The organism is Singulisphaera rosea (assembly GCF_054877945.1).
The window spans coordinates 276,116-300,580 of the sequence record NZ_JBTYIP020000009.1 but is presented as its reverse complement, the minus strand read 5'-3'; the positions used below and the strand labels follow the sequence as shown (position 1 = coordinate 300,580).

Genomic DNA, 24,465 nt, shown 5'->3' with positions numbered 1-24,465 from the left:
CAATCCGTGGCTAAAAATGGTCTCTCATTCACGGACCTGTCCATCTCCATAGATCACCCACTTCGTGCTCGTAAGCTCCTTCAGCCCACAAGGCCCACGCGCGTGGTATTTGTCCGTGCTGATGCCGATCTCGGCGCCGAGCCCGAGCTGGTAGCCGTCGTTGAAGCGGGTACTGGCATTCACGACGACCGCCGCGCTGTCGACTCCGGCGACGAACCGCCGGGCCGAGGCGAGGTCTCGGGTGAGGATGGCGTCGGTGTGGCCCGAGCCGTAGCGTGTGATGTGCTGCATCGCCGCGTCGAGCGAGTCGACCACGGCGACGGAGAGGATCTTGTCGAGGTATTCGGTGCCCCAGTCTTCGGGCGTGGCGGCGACCATCGCGGGGACGAGCGTGCGGCTCGGCTCGTCGCCGCGGAGCTCGACGCCGAGTCCGAACAGGACGTCGGCGACTTTCGGGAGGAAGCTCGGGGCGACGTCGCGGTGGACGAGCAAGGTCTCGGCGGCGTTGCAGACGCCCGGGCGCTGGACCTTGGCGTTGACGATGACGCGGACGGCCATGTCCTGGTCGACCTCGGAGTCGACGTAGACGTGGCAGATGCCGTCGTAGTGCTTCAGGACGGGCATCTGGGCTTCCTCGGCGACGCGACGGATCAGGCCCTCGCCGCCTCGGGGGATGGCCAGGTCGATCCGGTCGGGCATGCGGAGGAGGTGGCCGACGGCCGCGCGGTCGGTGGTCTGGACGAGCTGGACGGCGTCGGCGGGGAGGCCGGCGGGGGCGAGCTCGTCGGCCAGGACCCGGTGCAGGGCCTTGTTCGAGTGGATCGCTTCCTTGCCCCCGCGGAGGATCGCCGCGTTGCCGCTCTTGACGCAGAGCGAGGCGGCGTCGAGCGTGACGTTCGGCCGGCTCTCGTAGATCATGAAGATGACGCCGAGGGGGACCCGGATCTGGGTCACCTCGAGCCCGTTGGGGCGTCGGCTCGACGACACGACCTCGCCGATCGGGTCGGGCAGGGCGACGACTTCGAGGAGCCCCCGGGCCATGTCGTCGATCCGCTTGGGGTTCAGCGTGAGGCGGTCGATGGCGGCCGCGTTGAGCCCAAGTCCTGGGGCGGCGGCGACGTCTCGGGCATTGGCCTTGAGGATCTCGTCGGTGCGGGCCGAGAGGGCCCTGGCCGAACGCGAGAGCCATGCGTTCTTTGCGGCCCCCGACGCGGTGGCCAGCGCCCTCGAGGCGGCCTTGGCGCGGTTAGCCAGACCCTGGCATTCGGTGAGGAAGTCCGCTTCGATTACCTGGCTCATGGCGTCTCGTCCCATCCTCGGGTCGCCGTCCAAACTTTGATCGCATCCGACATCGCCGCCACGTCATGGACGCGGACGACGTTCGCCCCCCGGACGGCCGCCGCCAGCGACGAGGCGACGCTCGCCGAGGTCCGCTCGACGGCCGGGCGCCCCGTCAGTATCCCCAGGAACCCCTTGCGCGACGTGCCGATCAGAACGGCGCATCCCAGGGTGGCAAACTGATCGAGGTTCCGCAAGAGCAAGAGGTTGTGCTCGAACGTCTTGCCGAAACCAATGCCCGGGTCGACGGCAATTCGCTCGCGAGGGATCCCCAGCGGCTCGACCGCGTCGAGCCGGCGGGCGAGCGCGTCGCGGACCTCTCGGACGACGTCGTCGTACTTCGGGTCGAGCTGCATCGTGCGAGGATTTCCCGCCATGTGCATGATCACGACCCCGGCCCCCGACTCGGCCACGAGGCGAGGCAGGGCGGGGTCGCCGCCGAGCCCTTCGATGTCGTTGACGATCGAGGCCCCGGCGCGGAGCGCCTGCCGGGCGACCTCAACCTTGGTCGTGTCGACCGAGATCGGCACCGAGACCATCGGGGCGAGGGCCTCGATCACCGGGATCACCCGGCGCAGTTCCTCTTCGAGCGCCACCGGCTCGGCCCCAGGTCGGCTCGACTCGCCACCGACGTCGATCACCTCGGCCCCGTCCGCCACCTGTCGGAGCGCGTGCGCCACCGCCTCGTCGAGCCCCAGGGAACGCCCACCGTCCGAGAAGCTGTCGGGCGTGACGTTGACGATCCCCATCACCTTCGGGACGCGATCGCCGACGACGACCCGGCCGCATGCCTCCCAACGTCTCATCGTGCTCGCAACCTCGCCTCGAAATTCGTTACATTTCGCCAACGTCTCTGAGCGTTCGCCGGATGATGCTCGAGGCAGGCGAGTTACGGGTGGCCGGGGCGTCGCTCCGACCCGGCCACCCACAGCTTCGTCCCATTTCGGCTCGAGAGAGCGCACCAACCTCCGAGCGCTCGGCAAGCGCTTGGATCCTGCTATCGTACGACACCCTGCAACCCGGCAGAAACTTCAACCTTGCCTCAAAGGGCTTTCGGAGGTCGCTTGATCTGCCGAGTTCGATCGGCGCCCGTAACGCGATCGGTCGAGGTTTTCTGGCGGCATGGGGTCGAGGCTCGTAGACTCGACACCAGGCGGCGTGCCACGTTCGCCCGGCCCAAGCGATTTTCGAACCGAGCTCTCGGAACCTTCCACGATGGCCCACGACTTCATCGTCACGACCGACTGGTTGCAGGAACACCTGGCCGACCCCGACCTTCGGGTCGTGGACATCCGAGGTTACGTGACGACCCGCCCGGCCGGCCCCGGCGTTGAGGAGGCGACCTATCGCGGGGCGGGCGACGAATACCTGGCCTGCCACATCCCGGGCGCGGTCTTCGTGGACTGGACCGCGGACATCGTCGACCTCGACGACCCCGTCCCCGCCCAGATCGCCCCGCCGGAGCGGTTCGCCGAGGCGATGGCGGCTCGGGGGATCGGCGACGGGACCCGGGTGATCGCCGTGGACCACATGGGGGGGCAGTTCGCCACCCGGCTCTGGTGGGCCTTGACGTATTATGGGCACGAGGCGGTGAGCGTCCTCGACGGCGGCTGGAACCGCTGGGTCGGGGAGGAACGCGAGATCGAGGAAGGGCCCGTCGAGGTGGCTCGCGCCGAGTTCCACCCTGGTCCTCGGCGCGAGCTGCGCGCCTCGGCCGCGGACGTCCTCGCGAGGCTCAGCCAGCCCGGCCTCCAACTCATCGACGCCCGAGACGTCGGCCAGTATACGGGGGCCAAGCGTCGGGGGCCTCGAGGGGGGCACATCCCGGGCGCCCTCAACCTGCCTCGCGAGCTCTTCTTCGCCGAAGGGGGCGGGTTCTTGCCCGAGGACGAGGTCCGCAAGAGGCTCGACGATCGCGGGATCCGCTCCGATCGCCCGACCGTCGCCTACTGCAACGGGGGCGTCGCCGCGACCGTCGTCCTCTTCAACCTCGCCCGGCTAGGATATCCGGACCTGATCAATTACGACGGTTCGTGGAACGAGTGGGGGTCTCGGGACGACCTCCCCTGCGAGACCACGCCCCGAGGTTGGTTTTTATGAGAATAAAATTTGTTCGATTGTTCGCATGCTGAAATGAACCTTTGTGAGGCCTGCCGAATCGGGCCGGAGAGCTAATCGCAAAGTCTTGCCATTAGGTGGGATCCGTCGCGGACGTGCGGCCGGATTCGGCCGGTGGGATCTTGTCAATTCGGCCGACGACGGCCATAGTCATCGTGATCGATTCTCCTGGGCAACGCGCCTTCCCCGCCTTTCTCCGACCGGGACGAGGGGTTGCCGCGAATTTGGGAGCCACGCTCGATGACAGACAACGATCCCAAGGCGAACGGGACCGTGACGGCCGCGCCGAACCGCCGCGACTTCCTGCGTGGATCGGGCCTTGCGGCGGCCTCGGCGGTCCTGACCGCGCCGGCCAACGCGGCCCTGGATGAGGCGAAGGAGGCGGAGGCGGGGCCGAAGCTGCTCTCGGGCAACGTCAAGCTCTCGCTGCACGTCAACGGCGAGGCGAAGGTCTGCCTGGTCGAGACCAGGAGCACCCTGCTCGACACGCTGCGACATCGCCTCGACGTCACCGGGCCGAAGCGGGTCTGCGACCGCGCGAGCTGCGGCGCCTGCACGGCAATCGTCGACGGGTTGCCGATCTACTCGTGCACCACGCTGGCCGTCTCGTGCCAGGGGAAGACGGTGGAGACGCTCGAGAGCTTCGACTCGGGCGAGAATAGCGTCGCGCACGCCTTCCACCAGAACGATGGCCTGATGTGCGGCTACTGCACGCCCGGCTTCGTCACCGCGTGCAAGGCCTATCTCGACCAGAACAAGGGGAAGGAGCCGACGCTCGAGGAAATCAAGCGTGGGCTCGACGGCAACATCTGCCGGTGCGGCACGTACATCGGCGTCTTCCAGGCGGCGCTCGCCGCGGCCAAAGCCATGAAAGGAGCCTGACCCATGGCCTCCTGGCCCGAAAATCCCCGCCTGATCGGCACGAGGATCCCCCGGCTCGACGGCATGGCCAAGGCCACCGGTCGCGCCAAGTACCCATCCGACATGCGGCCCGAAGGGACACTCTTCGGCCTGATCCTCTATAGCCCGCATGCCCACGCCAAGATCAAGTCGATCGACACGTCGGCCGCCGAGAAGGTGCCGGGCGTCGTCGGCGTCCACGTGATCGCCGAGGTCGGGGCGACCCTCCGCTTCCAGGGGGACGACATCGCCGCCGTGGCGGCCGAGACCGAGGAAAAGGCCCGCGACGGCATCCGCGCGATCAAGGTCGAGTACGAGATCCTGCCTCACGTCGTCACCGAAGCGCAGGCGATGGCGAAAGGGGCCCCGGAGATCGCCAAGGGGGGCAACGTCCGCAAAGGGCGGGCGCTCGTCAACGGCAAGCCCGACGACGCCATGTCCAAGGCCGACGCGACGATCGAGGCCACCTACTCGGTCCCGGTCATCACCCACGTCTGCCTCGAGTCCCACGGCCTGACCGCCAAGTGGGACGGGGATGACAAGATCGTCGCCTGGGCGAGCACCCAGGCCGTCGCCGTGACCGCGAACGAGTTGGCGCAGAGCTTCAACATCCCTTCGACGAACGTCACCGTGCTGACCGAGGTGATGGGGGGCGGCTTCGGCTCGAAGTTCGGCGCCGATATCTGGGGCCGGACCGCGGCCGAGCTCTCGAAGAAGTGCGGCGGGCGGCCGGTCAAGATCTTCCTCGACCGCGTCCAGGAGCACCTCGCCGCCGGCAACCGCCCGAGCGCGACCGGCCACATCAAGCTCGGCGCGAGCAAGGACGGCCAGCTCGTCGCGATGATCGCCGAGACGCACGGGACCGGCGGCCGGGGCGGGTCGCAGTTCCCCTTGCCGTACGTCTACAACGTCCCCGCGTCGTCCCGGATCCACTCCGAGGTCTTCGTCAACGGCGGCGGCGCCCGCGCCATGCGGGCCCCGGGACACCCCCAGGGGTGCGCCTTGATGGAAGCGGCGATGGACGACCTCGCCGACAAACTCGGCATTGACCCCCTCGAGTTCCGGCTCAAGAACCTCCCCAAGAACGGGCCGCTCACGCCCCTCTATGAGGACGAGGTCAAGATCGGCGCCGAGTTGATCGGCTGGAAGGCGAACCGCAAACCCCGAGGCCAGAACGGCAAGGGGCCGATCAAGCGCGGGCTCGGTATGGCCCTGCACACCTGGGGCGGTGGCGGTGCGCAGGACAAGCAGGTCCTCTGCAACATCAACCCCGACGGCTCCGTCGAGATGCGGACCGGCACCCAGGACATCGGCACCGGGGCGAGGACGATCCTCGCGATCATCGCGGCCGAGGTCCTCGGCTTGAACGTCCTCGACATCACGTCGAACATCGGCAACTCGACGTTCCCGCCCGGCCAGCCCTCGGGCGGCTCGACGACCACTCCCTCGATGAGCCCGCCGGCGTTCATGGCCGTCACCCAGGCCCGCACGGCCCTCTTCGCCAAGCTCGCACCAGGCCTGGGGGTGACGGCCGACGACCTGGCGCTCAAGGACGGGAAGCTCCTCGTCAAGGGCGAGCCCAAGATGTCCTGGAAGGACGCCTGCCGCAAGCTCGGGATGATGCCGATCTCCGAGACCGGCAAGTTCGAGGCGGGGCTCTCCTCGGTCGGCGTGGGCGGCTGCCAGTTCGCCGACGTGACCGTCGACATCGAGACGGGGGTCGTCCGGCTCAAGAAGATCGTCGCGGTCCAGGACACGGGCCTGATCCTCGACAAGCTCACCTGGGAGAGCCAGGTGTATGGCGGCGTGATCGGCGGCCTGAACTACGGCCTGTTCGAGGAGCGGATCATGGACCCGACCACGGGCGTGATGCTCAACCCCGACATGGAGCTGTACAAGCTCGCCGGCGCGTCCGACATCCCCGAGATCATCGTCCACGCTTATGAACCCCCCGAGCAGAAGCAGCGCGGGGTGATCGGGGTGGGCGAACCTCCCACCATCGCGACCGCCGCCGCCATCGGCAACGCCGTGACCAACGCCATCGGCGTCCGCGTGACCGAGTGGCCGATGTCCCCCCGCAACGTCCTCAATGCCCTGGCCACCAAGTCCCAGAAGAATGGGGAGGCGTGACCGATGAAAGCCTTTGAATACGCCGGCCCCACGACCGTCGAGGAGGCCGTGAAGCTCCTCGGCGTCCCCCAAGGGGCGGCGCTCTCCGGCGGGACCGACCTCCTCAGCCGGATGAAGGAAGATGTCGCCAGCCCCGAGCGCGTCGTCTACCTCAAGGACATCAAGGCGATCGCCGGGGTCTCCGGCGACCCTCGCTCCGGCCTGTCCGTCGGCGCGGGGACGCTGCTCGCCAATCTGCTCGCCGACAAGGGCGTCCGCGAGGCCTTCCCCGCGCTCTGGCAAGCGGCCCTCGAAGTCGGCACGCCGCAACTCCGCAACATGGCGACCGTCGGCGGCAACCTGCTCCAGCGCCCGAGGTGTTGGTATTACCGGGGCGGCCACGGCCTGCTGCCCGTCAAGGACGGCAAGAACCTGATCCGCGAGGGGGACAACCGCCATCACGCGATTTTCCTGACTGACGGCGACGCCCTCTTCGTCAGCCCGTCGAGCCTGGCCGTCCCCCTGATTGCCCTCGGGGCCAAGGCCACGCTCGCCGGCCCGAAGGGGGAGCGCACGGTCAAGGTCGAGGAACTCTACCAGGTGCCGAAGAAGGACGGCGACCGCGAGCTGACCGCCGCTCCCGGCGAAATCCTGACCAAGATCACTCTGCCTGCGGTGAAGGGGAAGAACGCGTCGTACGAGGCCAGGCAGAAGCAGGCCCACGACTGGCCGCTGGTGCTCGCCTCGGTCAGCCTCGATCTCGACGGCGACAAGGTCCGCGAGGCCCGCGTCGTCCTCGGGGGCGTGGCGCCGATCCCCTGGCGGAGCGAGGCCGCCGAGAAGGCGATCGTCGGCAAGGCGGTCACTCTCGACTCGGCCGAGGCCGCCGGATCCGCCGCGATCGAAGGGGCGAAACCCCTCTCGATGAACGTCTACAAGGTGGCCCTGACCAAGACCGTCGTCAAGCGAGCCCTGCTCGCCGCCGTCGGCAACCGCTACTGGGAGGAGGGCTGAGCCGCCATGCCTGGCGCCGAACCCAACGACGAGCTCCCGATCGTCGAATCGTCCGTCCCTTGTCGCCACCTGAGGAACAAGGGGATGTACGTCTATACCGACGGCCTCGGCGGCAACGAGCACGCCGACTACGACAACACGATCTACTGGTGCCTCAAGAGCATGAAAGGCTTCGGACCGGATGACGAGATGGTCGGCGGCGAGGATTGCCGCGACGCCTCGCGCACGTGCTACGAGCCCTTCTGATTTGAGCTTTCACCGCGAGGCCCGTCTCTTCTCAACGAGGAGTCGGGCCTCGTCGCGCGCCTTGCATTGGGGTTCCCATCAGACTTCGGGTCGTCCCCGAGCGTCACGATTGCGCGAATCCTCCCCTCTTCATCATGATGACGTCGCTTTTTCATCGATCCGCCTTGAACCTCAACTTCGGCATGCTGATAATTTGGCGCACGCCATCAGCAAGGTGCGATTCCAGCACGTCCGTTCCGTTCCCAACACATCGAACTGAAGGGAGAGCTGCCGTGGGCGATAAGGCACCGAAGGACAAAGCCAAGCAGAAGAAGATCGACGATAAGAAGAAGACCCCGCCGGCCAAGGCACCCGCCCCTGCCGAGAAGGTGACCAAGAAGTGAGGTACGTCGGGCCGGGCGCGTGACTCGCGCGACGTCGGTCGTTCGCGGGTTACGTGCCCAGCGTCGAGGGCCGTCGCCTCGGGTCAATGCCGAGGCGGAGGTCCGCCTGCGCAGCGGTCAGGCTCCGCGTCGCGAGCGCGACGGTGAAGGGGTGGCCGGGGACCGCGTGCTGGGCGTCCGAGAGCTGCCACGCCAGAGAATACGCCGACCGGCCCAGCTCGTGGGCCCCCAACGCCTGCCAGAACGACGCCATCCAGTAGAGCATCCGCCGGTAGAGCTCGAGCTGCTTCAAGAGTCGATGCTCGAACAGGAAGCGATAGGCTCCCGCGTCGCGTCTCGGGTCGGGGGGCGTGTCCCCCTCGCGGAGCGTGATCTCCTCGGCGATCTCATACGTGAGCGGCGAGGCGTCGATCCAGGTCGGGCAGGCGTCGAGCACGGCGCGAGCCCGGTCGGGCATCGTGTCGAATGGGAGAGAGGCCGGATCCCAGCCGGGGAAGGGCTCGGGGAAGGGGAGGGACCTGAAACGAGGATGCACCGCCTCTTCGAGCCAGTAGCGAAGGGCCGGCGACGTTTCCGGCCCGCAGAGCTGGACGCTCCCCCCCAACAGCCTCAGGGCGAGCTCGGTCACGTCCTCCACGGCTTCGAGGTCGTCTTGGCCGGCGAACTCCCGGAACGCCGCCTCCGCGTGGACGGGGTCGTCGTCGGTCTGGCCGAGCACCTCTCGTATGCCGTCCTGCATGTCGCAGAGGAAGGCGGCCGTCGCTCGGGTGCCATTCCGGGTTGAAGAGATGATGATCGATCCTCGTCCCAGCCCGTCGAGCGCGGTGACTCGGGAACGGAGTTGCCGAGGCTCGACGAGGCTGCGGCCCGCCGAGGTCGCCAGGGCCGTCCCCTGGGACGTTCCCAGCCATCGATTCGCCCGCGCGACGACTTCGGGGTCGGGATGGTCCGCGGCGAGCGACGCCCAGGCGGCCACGAGGTCGGGATCGCGCCCGGGGCGGGTGAGGGCGTCGAGGGCCGCGGCCCGTGTGGACGCGTCGTGGGCGAAGACCAGGAGGCGTAGGAACCCGATGAGGCCGGGGCCGAGCGGAACCCTGGCCAGGCCCGCGACGATCTGCGGCCGGACTTCGGCCTCGACGGCGCCCAATCCCTGGAGGGCCAGCCAGGTCCCTTCGGGGTCGCCTTCGAGCTGTTCGGCGAGCTGGTCGAGGGAGCTCTCCTCATCGAGCGACTCTTCCAACTCCTCCCGACGCTCTTCGAGCTCGGGGTAGTCCTCGAGCAGTCCCGCCCCTTCGAGGAGGACGAGGGCCTCCCAGGATCGTTCGGGGGGAAGACCTGGTTGCGCGATGAGGGCGTCGGCCAGCGCGCGGAGGAGCTCCGGGGTCGAGTGGGCCTCGATGAGTCGGAGGATGGCCTCCCCCTCGCCGCCGCTGAGGTCGTCCAACCTCGCGAGGATCGCCGACGAGAGCCGATCGCTCGGGGCGGCGGCGATCACGCGGTCGAGGTGCTCGTCCCGCTCGCGCTCGGTCCATTCGGGATGGACGCGGAAGGCGTCGAGGAGGGCTTCCGGAGTGTCGAAGGTCGAGGCCCTCGGGTCATCGGGCGTTGGCTCGTCCATGCGCTCTCCGGTCGTTCGTCCTTGATCGCCAATCGAACGGGATAGGCTGCCAAAGTCTACGCAACTCGGCAAGACGAATCGGTTACCACACGCAAAGCAACTTGTCGGCGACACTGGCTTCGCAATGCTGTCGGGGTTGGCGGCGTCAGGCGAGGATTTCCTTGACGATGCGCGGCGTATAGATCGTGCTGATAAGCCCTTCCTCGAGTCCGTGGACCGGATAGGTGAGCCGCTTGAAGTCGAGGCCGAGGAGGTGGAGCATCGTGGCGTGGAGGTCGGGGACGCTGACGCGGTCGGTGACGGCCTCGTAGCCGAAGTCGTCGGTCGCGCCATGGATGTAGCCGGCCTTGACCCCGCCGCCGGCGAGCCAGCTCGTGAACCCCCGGGGGTTGTGGTCGCGGCCGTCGCCGGCCTCGGAGACGGGCAGGCGGCCGAACTCGCCCCCCCACATCACCAGGGTGTCGTCGAGCAGTCCTCGGGAGTCGAGGTCTTCGAGCAGCGCGGCGATGGGGCGGTCGGTCCTCGCGCAGTTCTCCCGGAGGCCGACCGCCAGGCCGTTGTGCTGGTCCCAGACGAAATCCATGAACACTTGAACGAATCGGACGCCGCGTTCGACGAGGCGTCTGGCCATCAGGCAGCGCCTGCCGTACGAGGCGGTGACCTCGTCGTTGAGGCCGTAGGCCTCGCGGGTCGCCGCGGTCTCGGAGTTGAGGTCGAGGGCCTCGGTCGCCGAGATCTGCATCCGCGCGGCGAGCTCGTAGCTGGCGATCCTGGCGTCGAGCTCCGCCTCGCCGGGATGGGCGCGGCGATGGTCCTCGGCAAGGTCGGACAGGTAGCGGAGCCGGCGCGACTGGACCTCCGCCGTGACCGTCCGCTTCGGCTTGAGGTTGAGGACCGGGCTGCCGACGGAGCGGAACGGCGTCCCCTGGTAGATCGGCGGGAGCCAGCCCGCCGACCAGTTGCGGATCCCGTCGAGCTGCCCCTTGGGGTCCTCGAGGGCCACGTACGCCGGCAGGTCCTGGTTCTCGCTCCCGAGCCCGTAGATGACCCACGAGCCCGAGGAGGGCCGCCCGGGGATCGTCCGCCCGGTGTTCATCATCCAGATGGCCGGCTCGTGGTTGATGTGCTCGGTGTACATCGAGCGGATCACGGTCATCTTGTCGACGACGCGCGACGTGTACGGGAGCAGGTTGCTGACGTCGATGCCCGACTCGCCGTAGCGGGCGAACGAGAAGGGGCTGCGCATGACCGCGCCCACCTTGTCGGCGTTCATCGCGTCGATCACGCCGGGGAACCGCTTGCCGTCGTGGCGGTCGAGCGCCGGCTTGGGGTCGAACATGTCGACGTGGCTCGGGCCGCCCGGCATCAAGAGCTGGATGACGGAGCGCGCCCTGGGCGTGAAATGCGGGGCCTTCGGCCGGGCGTCGTACGCTTCGCCGGGTGTTGGCCCATTCTTCGCATGGGGATCGGCCGCCCGGAGGTCCTCCGCGAGCATCGAGGCGAGCGCGGCCCCGCCGAAACCGGCGCCGACATGGCGGAACCACTCGCGTCGCGTCCAGGCATTCCAGGCGTCCGGTCGATTCATCGGTCGGTGACCTTTCGGGACGGGTCCGGGCGTCTTTTTTCGGGGATGAGTCCAGGGAGTCGGCGACGACGTCCCGCAGCGGGCGGGGTTGTCGGCGTCAGAAACCCGGTGTTTAAGAAAACACCGGGTTTCGGGGCTTGCACTCAGTCGATGTAGAGAAACTCGGGGGAATTCAGGAGGACCTGGCAGAAGTCCGCGAGGGCCTTGTGAGAGGCCTCGTCGGGCCGGGAGCCGGCCGGAGCGTCGGTATGCGCCCGGGCCTCGGCGTCGAGGAACTCGAGGGCCTGGGCCGATTCTCGGTCGGTCGGGTGTCGCGAGAGCACCAGGCGGTACGCGAGGTCGACCTGGGCCGTCGACGAAGGACCGGCCGCGTCGCGGAGCCGCCCCGCGGTGCGCTCGGATTGGGCCATGATCCATTCGCTGTTGAGCATCAAGAGCGCTTGCGAGGCGACGGTCGAGCCGCGGCGTTTGACGCAGTTGATGGTCATCCGGGGGGCGTCGAACGTGTCGATGACGGTCAGGGGCTGCGATCGTCGGTGGAGCATATAAATCCCCCGGCGCCTGTGCTCGGGGACGTCCTTGGCGACGACCTGCCCCTCGTCGTCGACGACGACCTCGGAGGCCGGCCCTCCCATCGTGGTGTTGAGCGCCCCGGCGACCGCCAGGACCGAGTCGTGGATCGCCTCGGCGTCGAGTCGGCGGAGCGGGAACCGACCGAGCCACTCGTCCTTGGGGTCCGCTGCGGCGAGCTCCGGCGTCCTCTTCGACGACTGGCGATAGGCGGCCGACGTGACGATCAGCTTATGCAACGTCTTGACGCTCCACCCCTGGCGGACGAACTCTGTGGCGAGCCAGTCGAGCAGCTCGGGATGAGTCGGCGCGACGCCGGTGCGGCCGAAATCGTCGACCGTCGGCACGATCCCGGTCCCGAAATGCTCCTGCCAGACTCGATTCACATGAATACGGGCCGTCAGCGGGTGGTCGGGCCTCGTGAGCCAGCGGGCGAATGCCAGGCGTCTGCCCGTCGATTGGGCGCCGGGCCAGGGGGGCGTGACTTCCAGCGGGGTCGAGCCGTCCGTGAGGACGGCCGGAACATCGGGGACGACCTCGCCACCACGGTTGTAGGCCTCGCCTCGGCGGAGCAGAAAAAACGGATCCGCATCGGACCGAGTGTCGGTCAAGGCTCGGGCGACGGGGAGCCGGATCTTCTTCGCGTCGAGCGCGGCGATCCGTTCTCGGCCCCGGACGACCATCGCCTGAGGTTTGGGGAAGGCCGCCGCGAGCTCGTCGTCTTTCGGCTGGAAGTGTTCCCCCAGTTTCTCGGCGAGGTACTTCTGGACCGGATCACGCTGGGCCTCCGGCTGCGCCAGCGCGATCCTCACGTCTGCCCGGAGCTTCTCGGGAAGCTGGTCGAGCTTCTTCTGGAAGAGGAGCCGGTTGAGGATCGTGGTCAGGCTCTCGGTCGCGGCCTTGTTCACGGCGATCCGGAGGTCGAGCTTGGCGTTCGTCGACTTCGCGACGTCGCGCTGGGCCTTCGTGGCCAGCTCTTCGAGCCGTTGCTTCGGCGTCCGCCATTCGAGCGGCGTGTAGGCCGCGGCGAAGACGGCGGAGAGGCCGTAATAGTCGGCATGGGTGATCGGGTTGTACTTGTGGCTGTGGCAACGGGCGCAGCCGATCGTGAGCCCGAGCAAGGTCGAGTCGACCACCTGGATCGTGTCGGCGAGCACCTGGGCACGGTCGGGCGGGTAGTTGTGGACGGGGCGGTCCGTCGGGTCGACGCAGGTCCGGAGGAAGCCCGTGGCGACCAGGTTGTCCGCCAACGCCGGGGTGATCTCGGGGGCGTGGAGATAGTCCTCGAGCTCGTCGCCCGCGAGCTGTTCCTGGAGGAAGCGGTCGTAGGGCTTGTCGGCGTTCACGGCGCGGATGACATAGTCGCGATAACGGTAGAAGTCATTCCGGACCGGGTCGAAGTTGTCGCCGCCGTCGGACTCGGAGTAACCCGCCGCGTCGAGCCAGTGCTGGCCCCAACGCTCGCCGTGCCTGGGCGAGTCGAGGAGCCGGGCGACGACCCGCTCATAGGCGCCCGGCTTGTCGTCGCCCAGGAACGCGTCGATCTCCTCGGGCGAAGGGGGGAGTCCGACGAGGTCGAAGGTGACCCGGCGCAGCAGGGTGATCCGATCCGCCTCGGGGGCGAACCCCAGGCCGGCTTTCTCGAGGCGGGCCAGGAGGAACGAGTCGATCGGGTTGCGGACCATCCTCGAGTGTTCGGGGCGGACGGCGGGCACGTCGGGGCGCTTCGGCGGCTGGAACGACCACCAGCCACGGTCGGCCTCGGTGATGTCCCTCGCGTGGTCGCGGAGGACCGGCCGTCGCGGGGGCTCGGGGGCCCCGGCGTCGATCCACGAGGCGATCATCTCGAGCTCGGTCGCGGCGATGGGCTTGACCGACGCCTGCGAGCGCCCCTCGCGAGTCGGCATCTCGTCGTCGCGGATCCGGCGTACCAGCAGGCTCTCCTTGGAGTGGCCGGGGACGAGGGCCGGTCCCGATTTCCCCCCTCGCCGCATCGATTCGACCGTGCGGAGGTCGAGGCCCCCTTCCTGCGTCTTCCGCCCGTGGCAGACGATGCAGTTGAAGTCGAGGATGTCCGCGACCTTGCGGGCGACCGCGGCCTGCGCGGTGAGGGAGGGGTCGACGGGGGCGTCCGTGGTCGCCGACCCGGCCGATGCCCCGGCGTCGATCCAGGCCTTGATCCGGCCGACCTCCCCGCCGTCGAGCTTCGAGACCTTGCCGGGCGGCATCGTGCCGTCGGCGACGACCCGGATGAGGAGGCTCTCCGCCGACTTTCCCGGCACGATTGCGGGGTCGCCGCTCTCGCCCCCCTGGAGCATGGCCCCGACCGTGCGGAGGTCGAGCCCCCCTTTGCCCCCTTCGGTGCCGTGACACTTGTAACAGTGTTTCTGCAACAGGGGCGCGACGTCTCGGGTGAATTCCGGCGACGCCGCGGTCTTATCCTGGGAGGTAGCCTCGGCGCCGTCCGCGTACCGGAGGTCGGCCGATGTCAGCAGCCCGGCCAGCGCGAGGCCGAGCACTACCCCTGTGCGGAGTCGAGCCGGGGCGCATTGGGAACGGGGCGCATTCCACGGATGCATGTCGGGTTCAAACTCCAAAGGGGCATGCGGGCAGGGCGAGATGAGCGGCTTTCTTGCGGAGAGTGTCTCATTATTCACCTACCTAAAGGGATCGGTCAATCGTGACATCTATTCAGGTAGGACGTCGGCGAACCGATTCCGAAACCCGATCGTCGCCTTCGGTGAGGGGTCTCCTCGAACACTTCGAATGGCTGTCCCGAACCCCGGTTTTTCCTAAAAACCGGGGTTCGGGACAGGTTCTTACTCGTCACGCTCATCGCCTCCTCCGTCTTGCTTTAAAGATGGGTTTGACGGAGCGAAGGCTTGATCATGCGTGTCGATCGTGCCGGGGCGACGGTGCTCGGGGCCGACGGGCTTCGACGGGAGGGACTCATGACGGGGCGACCGGGCCGAGTGCTGATCGTCGGCGCCGGACCCGCAGGAATGGCGTTGGCCTACCTGCTGGCGAGGCGGTGCGTGGAGGTCACGGCGCTGGAGACACACCCTGACTTCGCACGCGCCTTCCGTGGCGAAGGGTTGCAACGCAGCGGCATCGACGTGTTCCATCAGATGGGACTCGGCGAGGCCTTCAACCGCGTCCCGTACATCGAAATGAAGAACATCGAGATCGACTCCGGCGGTCGGAGGGTCATCCGCTGGCCTGAGCCGGCGACCACCGCGGTTTGCCACCGGTGTTGTGCGCTCGACTTACGAGCACAACCCGTCCGTTCACCACGCTAGTCTTTCGGGGGACTGGCGGCTGCCTTGCTCAGTACGGCCGCGAAATCACCGAGGTCGGTGACATTGGTGTTGCTCAATAAGATAACCGTGATGTCAGCATTCATGACGTGGGATAGGATGCAGTTCGCCCCCTGGATACTGCCGAACCTCTCGAAGACCCTGTCCGGCTTCCCCCCGATCTCTCGGTTGCTGATCCAGGCGCCGTAGCCGTAATCGTCCAACCCGGGCTTCAGCATGCGGCTCAGCGAATCGGGCTTCAAGAGCTTGCCCCCGAAGAGTGCATCGGCAAACTTCCGGAGGTCGGTCGCCGTGGAATACATGCCGCCCGCGGCGTACCAATTCTCGTAGTAGAACGGCCAGTCGTTCGTCATCTCTCGGGAGCCCTTCGGCCGCCAGTAGGTCCTGGCGAGCTTCTTCGTAATCTGGTGGTGACGGGTCATCCCCGTCTCGGTCATTCCCAAGGGAGCCAGGATGCGTTCGGTGACGACGACGTCGTAAGGCTTGCCGGCGAGGGCCTCAATCACTTTTCCCAGAATCACATAATCGGCATTATTGTAGTCGAACTTCTTTCCGGGTTCGTTGGCGATCTTGCTGCGCGCGTGTTTGTCGAGGAGTTGGTCGGTGGTGTGGGGTAACTGGTAGAGATCAAGCCCCCGTTTCTCGAGCTCTACTTCCGGCAGCATCGTATCGTAGTTTCCGAGCCCCGAGGTGTGATTCAAGAGCTGGTGGATCGTGATCGTGTCGGCACCCGCGCCGGGATAGCCGGGAAGATACCTCTTGAAGGGGGCGTCCAACTCGAGCTTCCCTTGCTCGCTGAGTTGGAGGATCAAGACCGACGTGAAGGATTTGGTAATCGATGCGACCTTGAACTTCGTGTCGTCCTGGACGGGGATGTCGAACTCGCGTTCGGCGAGCCCGAAGCTCTCGCGGTAGAGCGTGACACCCTGACGCTCGACTAGGATCGTCCCGTGAAATTCGTGGCTCTTCGCATAGTCACGGGCCACCGCATCAAGCCCCGGGCCCTCCGCCCGGGCGTGAGAAAGCCCGACCAGGATGGCTCCGAAGGCGAAGATGAACGCGAGTCTTCCTGGGGCGGGTGATGACGCGACGGGACTGAGGTCCATCTTGCGGACTCCGTTTTGGAAGTGAGGAACGGTCAGGCGCCGGAGATGCGCCCCGACGAGCCCGATAGCCCGTCCTGCTCGCCGTCTGACTTCCCCCGACTCATTCGCAATCGGCGAGCGGAAATTTGAACGGATTGCGCAAATCGGCCGCCAGCCCGTACCAGGCAGTCAATGTCCTCATCCAACCATCGGATCTCGTGAAAGACTCTTCGCTTAGCCCTCGTGCAAGCAGGCTTCCACCCTATAATCCTGCATCGGTGAGAGTCAATTTGCACGCGATGAGAGCGGGTAGACTTGGTGAGCTTTTCCGAATGAGACTCCAGCACGACGGGGGCCCGCCGGGGGCCTTGACCGACCTCGGAGTTGAAACGCGTGTTATATAAGGAGAGATAATGAAATTCGTCTGTAGTTAAATTTATTTTTTGTTGAAATGTTTCAAGGCCGAGGGGCTTTGAGGAATGCTGCGAACCCCGTCTCCGATCGCTCCTCGGACGTGAGGCCACTCTCGGCGGAAAGAGGGAGAACAACGACGGACATCGGCATCACCATGGGGCGATCCAACCTCGCGAGGTCGAACCGCCCAGGGTGGAGCGTGTAAGGTTCGGTTCAGGAGAGGGCCTGCTCGAGGTCGCCTCGGAGGTCATCGAGGTCTTCGATGCCGACGCTGAGCCGGACCAAACCATCGTCGACGCCCCTGGCCGCGCGGACTTCGACCGGGATGCTCGCGTGGGTCATCGTGGCGGGGTGGCCGATCAGGGATTCGACTCCGCCGAGGCTCTCCGCGAGGCTGAAGAGATGCGTCCGGGTCAGGAGCCGTTCGACGGCCGGTGCCCCTCCCTTGAGACGGACGCTGAGCATCCCCCCGAAGTCGCGCATCTGGCGACGGGCGACCTCGTGGTTGGGATGCTCGGGGAGGCCGGGGTAGTAGACGCGCTCAACGCCCGGATGCGCGGCCAGCCATCGGGCGAGCTCCGAGGCGTTCGCGCAATGCCTCTCCATCCGGACGGCCAGCGTCTTGATGCCCCGTAGCACGAGCCAGGAGTCGAACGGGCCGGGCACGCCGCCGGCCGCGTTCTGATAGAATGCGATCGGCTCGAGGAGCGACTTCGGGCCGATCACGGCGCCCCCGATCACGTCGGAGTGGCCGGCGAGGTATTTGGTCGTGCTGTGGACGACGATATCGGCGCCGAGCTCGATCGGCCGTTGGAGATACGGCGACGCGAACGTGTTATCGACCGCCAGCAGGGCCCCTCGGGCGTGGGTGAGCTCGGCGATCGCGGCGATGTCGAGGACCTGTAAGAGCGGGTTGGTCGGTGTCTCGATCCAGACGAGCTTCGTGGCCGGAGTCATAATTGCCGCGAAACCTTCGGCGCTGGGGTCCTCGGTATATCGAGGGACGAGCCCCCAGGGCTTGAACACTCGCTCGAGGAGCCGGAAGGTCCCGCCGTACAGATCCGCGGCGGCGGCGACTTCATCACCGGGCCGGAGTGTTGAGAGCACCGCGGTCGTCGCCGCGAGGCCCGAGGCGAAGGCCAGGCCCCGCTCGCCCCCCTCGAGCGCCGCGAGGCAGGTCTCCAGGGCCGATCGCGTCGGATTCCCGCTCCGGGAGTACTCGTACCCCTTGTGACGCCCGGGAGCCTCCTGCGTATAAGTCGACGTTGCATAGATCGGCACCACCGTCGCCCCGGTCGCCGGGTCGGCCTCCTGGCCGGCGTGGATCGCGATGGTGGAGAAGCCGGGCTTGTGCTCGTGATCTTTCATGATTTTGGCCACGGATGGATTGCGGTGGATTTATTGGCCAGGGATTGAAGGCAAGAGGTTTAGCCACGGATTGAACACGGATGAAACACGGATAACTTAAAAATTTAAAAAGCAATTTAATTTGAAGTTTTGTCTTGATCCCTGGGTTGTCTTGTCCGTGTTTCATCCGTGTTCAATCCGTGGCTGAAAATCCCCCCATTCAATCCGTGGCCCCATCAGCATTCGGCGTACGGTTCCAGTAATGGATCAGGTCGATCCGGGTGACGATGTCGACGACCTCGTCTCCCGCGACCGCCAGGACGCCCGAGTTGCCCGCCAGGAGGAGGCGGTAGGCTTCGTCGAGATGGACCGAGATGTCGACCTGGGGCAGGGGGCGGGCCATGATGTCGCGGACGAGGACCTGGTTCGGGTCGGTGTCGTCGTGAAACAACCTGGCGAGCGTGACTTCTTGCATGCTGCCGACCGAACGTCCGTCGCGGAGCACGGGGAATTGCGAGATCCCGCGCGACTGCATCAACTCGACGGCCTGTGCGGCGGTCGTCTCGGGCGAGACGCTCACCAATGCCCTCGGTCCTCGGGCAAGGAGCAGGTCGCCGACGGTCTGCGCCGGGTGCTCGACTTGCAGGAGTCCGTTCTCGGCGAGCCAGGTGTCGTCGTAGATCTTGCTGAGGTAGTTGCGCCCGGTGTCGGGGCAGAGGGCGACGACGACGTCGTCTGCGGAGAGGCGTCGGGCGAACCGAAGCGCGGCGGCGACGGCCGTCCCGGACGACCCGCCGACGAGCAGCCCTTCGCGACGCGCCAAGGCCCTCGCCGTGTGGAAGCTCTCGGCGTCGCCGACGCGGACCCACTCGTCAACAACCTGACCGTTCAGGGTCTTCGGGACGAAGTCCTCGCCGATCCCTTCGACCTTCCAGGGCCTCGGGGTGTCGCCCGAGAGGACCGACCCTTCGGGGTCGGCGCCGATAACCCGGACGTCCGGGTTCCGCTCCTTGAGGTAGCGGCCAACCCCGGAGATCGTCCCGCCCGTGCCGACCCCGGCGACGAACGCCGTGATCCGACCCTCGGTCTGCTCCCAGATCTCGGGGCCGGTCGTCCGGTAGTGGACCTCGGGGTTCGCGAGGTTCGCGAACTGGTTGGGACGCCAGGCGCCGGGGATCTCCCGGGCGAGGCGGTCGGCCACGCCGTTGTAGCTCTCGGGGGAGTCGGGTGGGACCGACGTGGGGGTGATCACAATCTCCGCGCCGTAGGCTTTCAGGAGCCGGACCTTCTCGAGGCTCATCTTGTCCGGCAGCACGAAGACGCAACGGTATCCCTTGACCGCCGCGGCCATCGCCAGCCCGACGCCGGTATTGCCGGCGGTCGCCTCGATGATCGTCCCCCCCGGCTTGAGCCATCCCAGACGCTCGGCCTCGTCGACCATCGCCACGCCGACGCGATCCTTGACGCTCCCGCCCGGATTCGACGACTCGAGCTTGACCAGGACTCGCGCCGGGACCCCCTCGGCCAACCGAGTCAGTGGGATGAGCGGCGTCCACCCGATCGCCCCGAGGACGTTCCCCACGAGCCCCGGGCCCCGACGGGCAGGATCGCCGCCCGAGGTGCCATCGACCACTTTCGACTCGAGCGAACTTCCCTGTCCCATCCCTGCCTCCCGAGCCGTTCGGCTCGAAGGTATCCCGCCGACCCTTGCCCTGGCGGGGTAAGACCCCGGGCCAGGATGCTTTCATCCGAAAAATGCCGGATGTCAACGGTACTGGAAGTATGAGAACTCGGTCGGCTAAGTCAAGATGAACTCTCCCGGAGGGATGCTCCTATCGGAAGGCTCGAAACGAGTCGATCCTCGCACGACGTCACGGGATGGGATTTTGATGAACGCGATGGAGGATGGGATGATTGAGGTGGGAAGCTGCTTGGAGGAAGAGGAGGCGCGGCGATGACACCACCATGGGAACCAATCCATTTGGAAAGGATGGTCACCGCAGTGGAAATGGTCCGTGCTCGCTTGCTCCGGGCGACGAAGCCGTTAAACGAGGCCATGATTCCGTACGCGGTCATCGGGGGCAATGCGGTTGCGGTCTGGGTCGCCAGGGTTGACACGGCGGCTGTGCACAACACCCAGGACGTTGATATCCTCCTTCGACGAGCGGATCTTGATGAAGCAACGCCGGTTGTTCTGTTCTCGAGTCCGTGGGCTTCGTCCGGCTTCACGTGAAAGGTGTCGATAGATTTCTCGATAGCCCAGGTGCGAAGACTCGCGATGCCATCCAGATCATCTTCGCTGGCGAGAAGGTCCGCGCCGAATACCTCTTTCCCACACCTGACGTCACGCAGTCCGAGTGGACCGGCCAATTTCACGTCCTCAAGTTGCAGGCTCTGGTCCGGATGGAGCTCACATCCTTCCGGATCAAAGATAAGATGCACATCCTCGACCTTCTCGATGTTGGGCTTGTCGACGAGGGTTGGGTCAACGCCCTCCCGGCCGAGTTCCGGATGCGGCTTCAGGAACTGATCGACAACCCTGACGCCTGAGGGAGGTTGTCCGAGGACTGGCCCGTCATGCTTTCATTCGGGGTGAGCCGTAGCCGCTTTCGTGGGCAACAGACGAAGAGCGCACAGTCATCCCCCCGGTAGCTGGGGCACTCCTGCCCCGCGCTTATCGCGGGAGCCTTGGCAAATGCCAGGGGGCAAGAGTGCCCCACCTACCGGGGGGATCGTCCTCATCCGATGCATCGCGAACGTCGCGATGGATACTCAACCCAGCTCCGATGTTCATTTCGCTTTGGTGCCGGGTTTCTGGATCACAATCTCCTCAAGCGTCGTGGCGCAGAGGATGTCGTCGAAATAGATGGTGTCGACCGACTCCGCGTGCGGGGAGCGGTGGATCCCAGGCTGGGAGAAGTAGACGGACTGGGGCCCCTTGGTCTGGACCTTCTTATCCAGGACGACTTCGCCGTCCCACCACAGCTTGACGTTCCCCTTGGCGGGATCCTCCGACCAATGGATGTGCATGCCCAACTGGTGCCAGCGTCCGACCTCGAAGTCGGCTTCCCAATGCACGCCCTTGCGCCCGAGGTTGCCCGTCCCGTACTTGATGGTCGTGCCGGAGCCGTCGGGCTTCGGCTGGACCCACCAGGTCATCACGTTGTTGTAACGCGGGGGCGGGCTGCCTTCCCAGTAGAAGAAGTTGTCGCGATCCTTGGGCGGCTCCTTCATGTACATGTAAAATGAGACGAAGGTATCCGAACCTTCCTGGACGGTGACCTTGGGCCCGTTGGCCTGGACTCGCAGTTGCCCGGCGTTGAAGACGTTGTCCTCGTGGATCGTGAATCGTCCCGAGTATTTGCCGGCGTGGACGACGTCGGTGTCGACCTCGATGTGTCCCGGCTTGATCTTCTTGCTCAGGCCGCTGAACTGGCTGAAGTCGCCGGTCTCGAAGTCGGCCTTGAAGAGGATCTCGGCCGTCGCCGGGACGGGCCGGAGGAGTGTGCCGATCGCCAGGATGGCGATCCCACAGACGATGGGGAGACGCTCGGCTCTCACGGGTGAATTCCCTCCGGGCAGGTTTGCGTCGGGGCGGGATCGACCTCGCGGAAAACGTCGCAGGGTCGCCAACTCGAGGATACGCCGCCCCTCGGTCTCCCGAGTGTAGCAACCCGATCGGGTCAACTCCTATCGAAATCGGCCGACCGCTGGGCCTGGTTTCGCGACAAGCTCGCTCACGCCATTCTGGAGCCGAGGCGAGGTTGCAGACCGCGGGCGCAACCGATCGACGTCAGCGAGGAGGGACGGAGCGACGTAGGCTTCGTCCCCGGTCGCATCGCCAACGTCGTTGCAAATCATCTTCGAAGAAGGGGAATGGCCCGATGTGCGGTCGCCGCGCGACGCGGTCGGGGGAACGGATGAGAGGCCCCTTGACGCCTCTTGGGAAGCGTCGCGAGATCCAGGAGCGGAGGATTCCACACACCTCTCGATAATTCATATCGTGGACTTCGCTGGGTGCTAGGATCTAGGAATTGTATCGACTATCTTGGTTTCGGGTATCGTTAAAGTCACTCGGTTCACTTGATAAAGTGTGTGGTCGATATGCAGGACATCTTCAAGGATAGTCTGCCAAGCTGGACGAATAAAGAGGTTCTCCTGGCGTTCGGCTCGGCTGCGGCCGTGGTGATCTCGGCCCTGACACCGGCGTTGATCGCGCTACACCGAGCGCTCTCCGCGGGCCTCCGCCATCGTATGGCGATGGCGAGCGACGAAGTGCGCGACCTGAAACAGAAACTCGAGTCGGCCAAAAAGGAACGGCTCGACACCTCCCCGGATGACCTGATCGCCAGTCTGGAAGCGGCTCGAGACGAAGCGCGTCGATTGGCCGAGGAGAAGCTCGCGGCCGTGAGCGACTCGACCCGGCATGCGGAGCTCGCCGAGTCGCATCGCGACACCTCCGCGAAGCTTCAGGAGCATCTCCAGGAGATCCAATCGCAGTTCACGTCGGAACGCCGACGGATCACGCGCGCCCTCGAGAAGACGGGCTTCACCTGGACTGAGCGGGTGCGCTACAACGCCCCGGACTTCCGGCCCCTCGAGGAGCGGCGGATGCCGATCGTTTCGATCCTGAACCTGAAGGGGGGTGTCGGCAAGACGACGCTCACCGCGAACCTCGGCGCGGCGTTGAGCCGCCGGGGTTGGAAGGTCCTGTTGATCGACCTCGACCTGCAAGGCTCGCTCACCAGCCTCTTCCTCCCCGAGCAAGACCAGGCGAGCCTGGAAGAAAAGCGTCTCTTCATCGGCGACTTCCTCGCCCGGTCATTCGACGCCGAGTACCCGAATCTGCTGAACTACACCCAGCCCGTCCTCGGCACGGAGGATTCGGCGATCGTGGGGACGGTCGACACGCTCGTCTACGCCGAGACCAACCTGACGGTGCGATGGCTCTTGCGCGAGGGGCACCGCGACCCTCGATTCATCCTCCGCAGGGAGCTCCACCTCAAGCGGATCTCCAACACGTTCGACATCGTCCTCCTCGACTGTCCCCCGTTGATCAATATCTGCTGCGTGAACGCGCTGGCCGCGAGCGACTCCGTGTTGATCCCGGTGATGCCGAGCAAGGCGACCACCGACCGTGTCCCGGTCCTCCTGTCTCGGATGCTGCAGTTCCGCGAGAATATCAACGGTCAGCTCAAGGTGCTGGGGATGGTGGCCAACCGGACGTTCGGAGCCGAGCTCACCAGCGACGAGAAGAACCGGCTCTCGGAGCTCGAGATCAAGGCCAAGAACGTCTGGGGCGAGGCCGTGCCGCGCCTCGATTCGTTCATCCGACAGAGTACCGAGGTGCGGAGCGCGGAGGACGAGCACCGGCCCCTGACGGAAAGCGATAAGATGTCCGACGCATTCGACCTCCTCGCGAACGAGATCGAGGGTCGCCTGCCGACCTTCTGCCGGGCCACCGGGACTCGAGCGATTGCCCCGGCCGAGGTGAATTCATGAAGATTTCCGAGCTCCAGCAGTATCTCAACGACCTCGCCAGGCTCCTCCAGGCTGCCGACGGCAAGAAGTCGGCGACGGAGCTCTCCAAGGTCGCGGAGGGGCTCCAACCATTCCGCGACCACGACCTCGTTCAGTTCGCCGGTTTCCTGGCGAGGGCCGAGGAGTATTCGCGCACCGGAGTGATCCCCGTCGTCGAGCCGAAGGCCGGGGCTCGGGCCAAGTCGCCCGCCAAGCCGAAGCTCGACCTCGCCACCCTCCGGGCGGAAGTCGTCGACCTCCACGGTCGGGCACCCTCCCCGGACGTCACGTTCGACCTGATCGAAGCCCTGCGGGCAAAGCTCGATCCCTTGACCAAGACCGACCTGACGTCGATCGTCGATGCGATCGGCCTCGTCGGGATGAAGAACAAGGCGAAGCCCGAGATCATCAATACGATCGTCAATCGGATCCGGTCGATCAAACAGTCTTCGATGCGTACGTCCGTGATCGACCGGCCGGGGGCCACGGGCTAAAGTGGCTTGACCCAGGAGTGCTGTCAAACTCAGTCGGACTTCTCCCCGAGGACTCAAGGCTCGACTCCCAGGAGAACCTGGTGGGACGAAGCATGATCAGAAGGGCTGTTCCTTGAACCCGCTCCAAAAGCTGCTCGACTTCCTTTCGGACTTGGATCAGCACAAGATCTATTTCAACCTCACTCGAGTGCGCCCCGAAGCCATCATGGTCGAGGTCGCTGTGCCGGGCGAACGATGGGAGGTTGAGTTCTTTGCCGACGGCCATCTCGAGGTCGAGATCTTCGGCCACTCGTTCGGTATCGTTGGTGGTGAAGAGGAGTTGCAACGCTTGTTCAAGGAATTCGGCGACTAACCGACAGTCTTCGCATCGATCCGGCCAAACCCGTGGACAGTGCTTTTCCGCAGGT

At 66.1% G+C, this 24,465-nt stretch carries 20 protein-coding genes; 11 read left to right on the top strand and 9 right to left on the bottom strand.

Translation table 11 applies throughout. From position 1 onward, the window contains the following. Positions 1–24 precede the first annotated feature (24 nt). Both ACYOEI_RS17930 and folP read right to left on the bottom strand, forming a co-directional pair. Entirely contained in the window at positions 25–1,299 is a 1,275-nt protein-coding gene (locus ACYOEI_RS17930; RefSeq protein ID WP_462850912.1) for a glutamate-5-semialdehyde dehydrogenase, read from the bottom strand. Continuing rightward, on the bottom strand, positions 1,296–2,144 hold the full coding sequence (folP, locus tag ACYOEI_RS17925; protein ID WP_462850911.1) for a dihydropteroate synthase: 849 nt from the start codon (positions 2,142–2,144) through the stop codon (positions 1,296–1,298). The genes ACYOEI_RS17930 and folP overlap by 4 nt, the downstream gene beginning before the upstream one ends. 409 nt (positions 2,145–2,553) lie before the next feature. On the opposite strand from folP, the gene ACYOEI_RS17920 reads away from it, so the two are divergent. From ACYOEI_RS17920 to ACYOEI_RS17900, 5 genes are all read left to right on the top strand, one after another. After that, on the top strand, positions 2,554–3,438 hold the full coding sequence (locus ACYOEI_RS17920; RefSeq protein WP_462850910.1) for a sulfurtransferase: 885 nt from the start codon (positions 2,554–2,556) through the stop codon (positions 3,436–3,438). Between the two features lie 258 nt (positions 3,439–3,696). Continuing rightward, positions 3,697–4,338 carry a (2Fe-2S)-binding protein gene (locus ACYOEI_RS17915; protein WP_462850909.1) on the top strand — a complete coding sequence of 214 codons (642 nt, stop codon included), beginning with the start codon at positions 3,697–3,699 and terminating at the stop codon, positions 4,336–4,338. 3 nt (positions 4,339–4,341) lie between these two features. After that, positions 4,342–6,486: a xanthine dehydrogenase family protein molybdopterin-binding subunit gene (locus ACYOEI_RS17910; RefSeq protein ID WP_462850908.1), complete on the top strand. Its 2,145-nt coding sequence runs from the start codon at positions 4,342–4,344 to the stop codon at positions 6,484–6,486. 3 nt (positions 6,487–6,489) lie between these two features. Continuing rightward, positions 6,490–7,479, top strand: coding sequence for an FAD binding domain-containing protein (locus ACYOEI_RS17905; protein WP_462850907.1), 990 nt, complete (start codon positions 6,490–6,492; stop codon positions 7,477–7,479). Between the two features lie 6 nt (positions 7,480–7,485). Continuing rightward, positions 7,486–7,725, top strand: a complete 240-nt coding sequence (locus ACYOEI_RS17900; protein ID WP_462850906.1) for a hypothetical protein — start codon at positions 7,486–7,488, stop codon at positions 7,723–7,725. A gap of 432 nt (positions 7,726–8,157) precedes the next feature. Here the strand turns inward: ACYOEI_RS17900 and ACYOEI_RS17895 are convergent, their stop codons facing one another. The 3 genes from ACYOEI_RS17895 to ACYOEI_RS17885 all read right to left on the bottom strand — a co-directional run bounded on the left by ACYOEI_RS17895 (position 8,158) and on the right by ACYOEI_RS17885 (position 14,460). Then, a complete protein-coding gene (locus ACYOEI_RS17895; protein WP_462850905.1) occupies positions 8,158–9,726 on the bottom strand; it encodes a hypothetical protein in 1,569 nt (522 codons plus the stop codon). Positions 9,727–9,871: 145 nt separating this feature from the next. Then, the gene (locus ACYOEI_RS17890; protein WP_462850904.1) at positions 9,872–11,311 is read right to left on the bottom strand and encodes a DUF1501 domain-containing protein; all 1,440 of its coding nucleotides are present in this window, start codon (positions 11,309–11,311) and stop codon (positions 9,872–9,874) included. Positions 11,312–11,454: 143 nt separating this feature from the next. Next, the gene (locus ACYOEI_RS17885) at positions 11,455–14,460 is read right to left on the bottom strand and encodes a PSD1 and planctomycete cytochrome C domain-containing protein (protein ID WP_462850903.1); all 3,006 of its coding nucleotides are present in this window, start codon (positions 14,458–14,460) and stop codon (positions 11,455–11,457) included. 309 nt (positions 14,461–14,769) lie between these two features. Between ACYOEI_RS17885 and ACYOEI_RS17880 the strand changes: the two genes are divergently transcribed. Then, positions 14,770–15,180 (top strand): FAD-dependent monooxygenase, encoded by a 411-nt coding sequence (locus tag ACYOEI_RS17880; protein ID WP_462850902.1) that lies wholly within the window; start codon positions 14,770–14,772, stop codon positions 15,178–15,180. Here the strand turns inward: ACYOEI_RS17880 and ACYOEI_RS17875 are convergent. The 3 genes from ACYOEI_RS17875 to ACYOEI_RS17865 form a co-directional block, all read right to left on the bottom strand. Further along, complete coding sequence (locus tag ACYOEI_RS17875) at positions 15,177–16,304, bottom strand: serine hydrolase domain-containing protein (protein WP_462850901.1); 1,128 nt, start codon at positions 16,302–16,304, stop codon at positions 15,177–15,179. The two genes, ACYOEI_RS17880 and ACYOEI_RS17875, sit on opposite strands and share 4 nt — an antisense overlap. A 606-nt stretch (positions 16,305–16,910) precedes the next feature. After that, on the bottom strand, positions 16,911–18,065 hold the full coding sequence (locus ACYOEI_RS17870; RefSeq protein WP_462850900.1) for a cystathionine gamma-synthase: 1,155 nt from the start codon (positions 18,063–18,065) through the stop codon (positions 16,911–16,913). Between the two features lie 199 nt (positions 18,066–18,264). Continuing rightward, positions 18,265–19,707: a cystathionine beta-synthase gene (locus ACYOEI_RS17865; protein WP_462850899.1), complete on the bottom strand. Its 1,443-nt coding sequence runs from the start codon at positions 19,705–19,707 to the stop codon at positions 18,265–18,267. A 291-nt stretch (positions 19,708–19,998) separates the two neighbouring features. Here ACYOEI_RS17865 and ACYOEI_RS17860 point away from each other — a divergent pair, with 291 nt between their 5' ends. After that, on the top strand, positions 19,999–20,277 hold the full coding sequence (locus tag ACYOEI_RS17860; RefSeq protein WP_462850898.1) for a hypothetical protein: 279 nt from the start codon (positions 19,999–20,001) through the stop codon (positions 20,275–20,277). Continuing rightward, on the top strand, positions 20,274–20,594 hold the full coding sequence (locus tag ACYOEI_RS17855; protein WP_462850897.1) for a hypothetical protein: 321 nt from the start codon (positions 20,274–20,276) through the stop codon (positions 20,592–20,594). The genes ACYOEI_RS17860 and ACYOEI_RS17855 overlap by 4 nt, the downstream gene beginning before the upstream one ends. 240 nt (positions 20,595–20,834) lie before the next feature. Here the strand turns inward: ACYOEI_RS17855 and ACYOEI_RS17850 are convergent, their stop codons facing one another. Further along, positions 20,835–21,605, bottom strand: coding sequence for a heparin lyase I family protein (locus tag ACYOEI_RS17850; protein WP_462850896.1), 771 nt, complete (start codon positions 21,603–21,605; stop codon positions 20,835–20,837). A 543-nt stretch (positions 21,606–22,148) separates the two neighbouring features. Here ACYOEI_RS17850 and ACYOEI_RS17845 point away from each other — a divergent pair. The 3 genes from ACYOEI_RS17845 (at position 22,149) to ACYOEI_RS17835 (ending at position 24,410) form a co-directional block, all read left to right on the top strand. Then, positions 22,149–23,546 (top strand): AAA family ATPase, encoded by a 1,398-nt coding sequence (locus tag ACYOEI_RS17845; protein WP_462850895.1) that lies wholly within the window; start codon positions 22,149–22,151, stop codon positions 23,544–23,546. Continuing rightward, a complete protein-coding gene (locus ACYOEI_RS17840; protein ID WP_462850894.1) occupies positions 23,543–24,058 on the top strand; it encodes a hypothetical protein in 516 nt (171 codons plus the stop codon). Before ACYOEI_RS17845 ends, ACYOEI_RS17840 begins: the two co-directional genes overlap by 4 nt. 112 nt (positions 24,059–24,170) lie before the next feature. Further along, entirely contained in the window at positions 24,171–24,410 is a 240-nt protein-coding gene (locus tag ACYOEI_RS17835; RefSeq protein ID WP_462850893.1) for a hypothetical protein, read from the top strand. Positions 24,411–24,465 lie beyond the last annotated feature (55 nt).